General features: G+C 40.7%; 4 protein-coding genes. All 4 read left to right on the top strand.

The window, feature by feature from the left end; genetic code table 11:
* Nucleotides 1-271: 271 nt before the first annotated feature.
* Nucleotides 272-1552 carry a cell division peptidoglycan polymerase FtsW gene (ftsW, locus tag HMPREF2571_RS01215; protein WP_013991007.1) on the top strand — a complete coding sequence of 427 codons (1281 nt, stop codon included), beginning with the start codon at nucleotides 272-274 and terminating at the stop codon, nucleotides 1550-1552.
* Nucleotides 1553-1788: 236 nt separating this feature from the next.
* Nucleotides 1789-2985 carry an elongation factor Tu gene (gene tuf / locus HMPREF2571_RS01210; protein WP_002890213.1) on the top strand — a complete coding sequence of 399 codons (1197 nt, stop codon included), beginning with the start codon at nucleotides 1789-1791 and terminating at the stop codon, nucleotides 2983-2985.
* 254 nt (nucleotides 2986-3239) lie between these two features.
* Complete coding sequence (gene tpiA, locus HMPREF2571_RS01205; RefSeq protein ID WP_002885895.1) at nucleotides 3240-3998, top strand: triose-phosphate isomerase; 759 nt, start codon at nucleotides 3240-3242, stop codon at nucleotides 3996-3998.
* Between the two features lie 265 nt (nucleotides 3999-4263).
* Nucleotides 4264-6249, top strand: coding sequence for a transketolase (gene tkt / locus HMPREF2571_RS01200; protein ID WP_013991006.1), 1986 nt, complete (start codon nucleotides 4264-4266; stop codon nucleotides 6247-6249).
* The last annotated feature ends 19 nt before the right edge of the window (nucleotides 6250-6268 follow it).

The raw sequence follows: 6268 nt of genomic DNA, 5'->3' as shown, positions 1-6268 counted from the left end.
TACCCACTACAGAAATTATAGAGCCGTTTTTTGTTTGTCTTAAAAGAAAACATAAAAAGAAAACATAAGAAGTAGCAAGGTTATCAAAGAAAGCTCATTGTAAAACCTATCTGAAGGTAAGATAAAATAATCAGATTTTCAGTCCTGAAAACGGTTAATTTAGCTTTTGCTTTAGTTTAAGGTATCAAAGTGTTATAATATAAGCTGTTAGCTTTATATTTTAAGAGAAAATGTAGAGTAACGTAATAGAAAGTATGAGTTTTTTAAAGATATGAAAATTGAAAAGAAGCATCTTTTAGATTACACCATCTTGATACCTTATTTAATCTTATCCGTGGTTGGTTTAATAGTAGTGTATTCAACAACAAGTGCTCGTTTAGTAGCCTTGGGAGCTAATCCCTTTGCATCTGTTATAAACCAAGGAGGCTTCTGGTTGCTATCCTTGTTCTCTATTTTTTTCATTTACCGACTGAAGTTGAACTTTCTCAGGAAAGATAAACTTTTGGGTGTTGTTATTGCCTTTGAGATTTTACTTTTGGTCATTGCCAAATTTTTTACTAGGGAAATCAATGGTGCCAATGGTTGGATTGTGTTAGGTCCCTTGTCTTTCCAACCGGCGGAGTACCTTAAGATCATTGTTGTTTGGTTTTTGGCACACACCTTTTCAAAAAAACAGTCTGCCATAGAACGTTATGACTACCAAGCCCTGACGAAGAATAGATGGATTCCTAGGAATGGTAAGGAACTTAATGACTGGCGTGTCTATTTGCTTGGTATGATCGGTTTGGTTGCTATTCAACCTGACTTGGGGAATGCGGCTATCATTGTATTGACTACAGTAGTGATGTTTTCAATTTCTGGTGTTGGCTACCGTTGGTTTACGGCCTTATTTGCCAGTATTGTAGGGATTTCGTCGGCCTTCCTAGGCTTAATTGCCTTGGTTGGGGTTCAAACCATGGCTAAGGTACCTATCTTTGGATATGTTGCCAAGCGTTTCGCAGCATATTTTAATCCGTTCAAGGATTTGACAGGATCTGGTCTTCAGCTATCTCATTCATACTATGCTATGAGTAATGGAGGATGGTTTGGTCTCGGGCTTGGAAATTCAATTGAGAAAACTGGTTATTTACCAGAAGCTACAACAGACTTTGTGTTTTCGATTGTTATTGAAGAATTAGGTCTTATCGGAGCCGGCTTGATTCTGGCCCTCCTCTTTTTCCTCATTCTTCGTATTATGATTGTGGGAGTTAAGGCCAGAAATCCATTTAACTCTATGATGGCGCTTGGTGTGGGAGCTCTCATGCTTATGCAGGTCTTTGTTAATATTGGGGGAATCTCAGGGCTAATCCCATCGACAGGGGTTACCTTCCCCTTCCTTTCACAAGGTGGTAACTCGCTTCTGGTAACTTCTGTTGGGATTGCTTTTGTTTTAAATATTGCTGCCAACGAAAAGCGTGATAATATTGTTCAAGCTATTGAGGACGAGTTATCTCAGACCCAAGAATTGCAAAATCAAGATGAAAAAATCGTACCTTTAAGAAGAAGTCGTTAATTCGGCTTCTTTTTTTACTTGATAGCGTTTGGCATTAGCAAGGGATTACTAAAAGCTTATAGAAGTGGTAGAAATAGAAATACTGAAAGAAATATTTGTGATTACTCTAAAGAAAAATTGAAAACTATATAAAATACTTGCAATTCTATGACATTTTGATAGAATAGTAGAGTAAAGTTAGACTGTATTGCCTACTGTCTATCTATAAAATATATTTTATTGGAGGCTTTTCCTAAATGGCAAAAGAAAAATACGATCGTAGTAAACCACACGTTAACATTGGTACAATCGGACACGTTGACCACGGTAAAACTACTTTGACAGCTGCTATCACAACTGTATTGGCTCGTCGTCTTCCTAGCGCAGTTAACACACCAAAAGACTACGCTTCAATCGACGCTGCTCCAGAAGAACGTGAACGCGGTATCACAATCAACACTGCACACGTTGAGTACGAAACTGAAAAACGTCACTACGCTCACATCGATGCGCCAGGACACGCGGACTACGTTAAAAACATGATCACTGGTGCCGCTCAAATGGACGGTGCGATTCTTGTAGTAGCATCTACTGACGGACCAATGCCACAAACTCGTGAGCACATCCTTCTTTCACGTCAGGTTGGTGTTAAACACCTTATCGTCTTCATGAACAAAGTTGACTTGGTTGACGATGAAGAATTGCTTGAATTGGTTGAAATGGAAATCCGTGACCTTCTTTCAGAATACGATTTCCCAGGTGATGACATTCCAGTTATCCAAGGTTCAGCTCTTAAAGCTCTTGAAGGTGATTCTAAATACGAAGACATCATCATGGACTTGATGAACACTGTTGACGAATACATTCCAGAACCAGAACGTGACACAGACAAACCATTGTTGCTTCCAGTCGAAGACGTATTCTCAATCACTGGTCGTGGTACTGTTGCTTCAGGACGTATCGACCGTGGTGTTGTTCGTGTTAATGACGAAGTTGAAATCGTTGGTCTTAAAGAAGAAATCCAAAAAGCAGTTGTTACTGGTGTTGAAATGTTCCGTAAACAACTTGACGAAGGTATTGCCGGAGATAACGTCGGTGTTCTTCTTCGTGGTATCCAACGTGATGAAATCGAACGTGGTCAAGTATTGGCTGCACCTGGTTCAATCAACCCACACACTAAATTCAAAGGTGAAGTTTACATCCTTTCTAAAGAAGAAGGTGGACGTCACACTCCATTCTTTAACAACTACCGTCCACAGTTCTACTTCCGTACAACTGACGTAACAGGTTCAATCGAACTTCCTGCAGGTACTGAAATGGTTATGCCTGGTGATAACGTGACTATCGACGTTGAGTTGATCCACCCAATCGCCGTTGAACAAGGTACAACATTCTCTATCCGTGAAGGTGGACGTACTGTTGGTTCAGGTATCGTATCTGAAATCGAAGCTTAATTAATATTAAGTTCCCAATACAATTATTCGTCAGACAATAATTGAGAGAGTCGAGTTTACTCGGCTCTTTTTGGTGTTTAAAAATACTCGTAATATTATATTTTTGAGGTGTTTTAGATGCTTAATCTAAGTTTTGATAGTGATAAATACACATAAAGCAGGCTGAGTTTTCGGAATTTTCCTAAAATCCTAGTAATAGTAAGGGATTTGTGATAAAATAAACGAGTAAATAAATAAAAGAAGAGGTATGTGAAATGTCACGTAAACCATTTATCGCTGGTAACTGGAAAATGAACAAAAATCCAGAAGAAGCAAAAGCATTCGTAGAAGCTGTAGCATCAAAACTTCCTTCATCAGATCTTGTTGAAGCTGGTATCGCAGCTCCTGCAGTTGACTTGACAGCTGTACTTGCTGCCGCTAAAGGTTCAGACCTTAAAGTTGCTGCACAAAACACTTACTTTGAAAATGCTGGTGCCTTCACTGGTGAAACTAGCCCACAAGTTTTGAAAGAAATCGGTACTGACTACGTTGTTATCGGTCACTCAGAACGTCGTGACTACTTCCACGAAACTGATGAAGACATCAACAAAAAAGCAAAAGCAATCTTTGCTAACGGTATGCTTCCAATCATCTGTTGTGGTGAATCACTTGAAACTTACGAAGCTGGTAAAGCAGCAGAATTCGTAGGTGCTCAAGTTTCAGCTGCTCTTGCTGGATTGACTGCAGAACAAGTCGCTTCAACAGTAATCGCCTACGAACCAATCTGGGCTATCGGTACTGGTAAATCAGCTTCACAAGACGACGCACAAAAAATGTGTAAAGTTGTTCGTGACGTTGTAGCTGCTGACTTTGGTCAAGAAGTTGCTGACAAAGTACGTGTTCAATACGGTGGATCAGTTAAACCTGAAAACGTTGCTGAATACATGGCTTGTCCAGACGTTGACGGAGCTCTTGTTGGTGGTGCATCACTTGAAGCTGAAAGCTTCTTGGCATTGCTTGACTTCGTTAAATAATTTTACATAAAGTCGAGGTTTCCCTCGGCTTTTTTGTTTTTTGATGAATTGCTTTACAAATAAATTGCTTGGGATAAGACAAATGGTTTAGGTTTGTAAAAACGAACGCTTTAGGTACTCTATTTTATAGGTTTAGGGTTTGACAAATAGAATTGGATTGCCCAAAGAGACAGATAATATGCTATAATGAAAGTAGTATAACTAGAGCTCAGATGCTAATAGTCTGTATGCTCCGCATTTTTTCCAAAAAAGGAGAGTTAGAATCATGACTTTTGATGCAATTGACCAAATGGCGGTCAGCACTATTCGTTCGCTTTCGATCGAGGCAATTCAAGCCGCGAATTCTGGGCACCCAGGTCTTCCTATGGGTGCAGCGCCAATGGCTTATGTGCTTTGGAACCATGTGATGAATGTTAATCCAAAGACAAGCCGTAACTGGACAAACCGTGACCGTTTTGTTCTTTCTGCAGGTCATGGTTCTGCCTTACTTTATAGTCTCTTGCACCTTTCTGGCTACGACGTGACAATGGACGACTTGAAGAACTTCCGTCAATGGGGATCTAAGACTCCAGGTCACCCTGAAGTTAACCATACAGATGGTATTGAAGCAACATCAGGTCCTCTTGGTCAAGGAATTGCTAATGCTGTAGGTATGGCAATGGCTGAAGCACACTTGGCAGCTAAATTTAACAAACCTGGTTTTGATATTGTTGACCATTATACTTATGCCCTCCATGGCGATGGATGTTTGATGGAAGGTGTTTCTCAAGAAGCTGCTAGTCTTGCTGGTCACCTTAAACTTGGTAAGTTGGTACTTCTTTACGATTCAAATGATATCTCACTTGATGGGCCAACTTCAATGGCTTTCACTGAAGATGTTAAGGCTAAGTTTGAAGCTTATGGTTGGCAACACATTCTTGTCAAAGATGGTAATGATTTGGAAGCTATTGCTAAAGCAATCGAAGAAGCTAAAGCTGAGACAGATAAACCATCTATTATCGAAGTTAAGACAATCATTGGTTACGGAGCTGAAGGACAAGGAACATCAGCTGTCCACGGTGCTCCAATTGGTCAAGACGGCATTGATCACGCAAAAGGTGTTTACGGTTACGATGCACCAGCATTTACAGTTCCAGATGAAGTCGCACGTCGTTTCGAAGTTGGTATTAAATTCCGTGGTGAAGCTGCTGAAAATGCTTGGCAAACTAAATTTGCAGAATATGAAGCTGCTTACCCAGAATTGGCTGCGGAATACAAGGCTGCCTTTGCGAATGAACCTGCACACGTTGACTTGAATGCTCATGAAGTGGGTTCAGCAGTAGCTAGCCGTGTGTCAAGCCAACAAGCAATCCAACAGATTTCTGAACAAGTTCCTTCATTCTGGGGAGGTTCAGCAGACCTTTCAGCTTCTAACAATACTATGGTTAAGGCTGAGTCTGATTTCCAACCAGACAACTATGCTGGACGTAATATTTGGTTCGGTGTACGTGAGTTTGCTATGGCTGCAGCGATGAATGGTATTGCTCTTCATGGTGGTACTCGCGTTTATGGTGGTACTTTCTTCGTCTTCTCAAACTACTTGCTTCCAGCAGTACGTATGGCAGCACTTCAAAACTTGCCAGTAACTTATGTTATGACTCACGACTCAGTAGCAGTTGGTGAAGATGGACCTACTCACGAACCAATCGAACAATTGGCAAGTGTGCGTTCAATGCCTAACCTTAACGTTATCCGTCCTGCAGATGGTAATGAAACTAATGCTGCTTGGAAACGTGCCTTGGCTGAGACTGAACGTCCAACAATGCTAGTTTTGACACGTCAAAACTTGCCAGTCCTTGATGGTACAGCTGAAAATGCTGAAGCTGGTGTCAATAAAGGGGCTTACATTATCTCAGAAGCTAAAGGTGATCTTGATGGTATCATCATTGCGACTGGTTCTGAAGTGAAATTGGCTCTTGATACTCAAGCGGCTCTTGAAGCTGAAGGCGTGCATGTCCGTGTTGTTTCAATGCCATCACAAAATCTCTTTGATGAACAAGATGCTGCATATAAAGAAGAAGTTCTTCCAGCAGCTGTGACAAAACGTTTGGCTATCGAAGCTGGAACTAGCTTTGGTTGGGGCAAATACGTTGGTCTTGCAGGTAAAACACTTACTATTGATACTTGGGGTGCCTCAGCACCTGGTGACCGTATCTTTAAAGAATATGGTTTCACTGTTGAAAATGCAAGTCAACTTTACAAATCATTGTAAGAAAAGAAAGAGCTTGGCT

This window comes from Streptococcus sp. HMSC068F04 (assembly GCF_001837455.1).
GTDB classification, from domain to species: Bacteria; Bacillota; Bacilli; order Lactobacillales; family Streptococcaceae; genus Streptococcus; species Streptococcus salivarius_D.
Note: the sequence above shows the minus strand (reverse complement) of the source record. Positions and strands in the feature narration are given on the sequence as shown.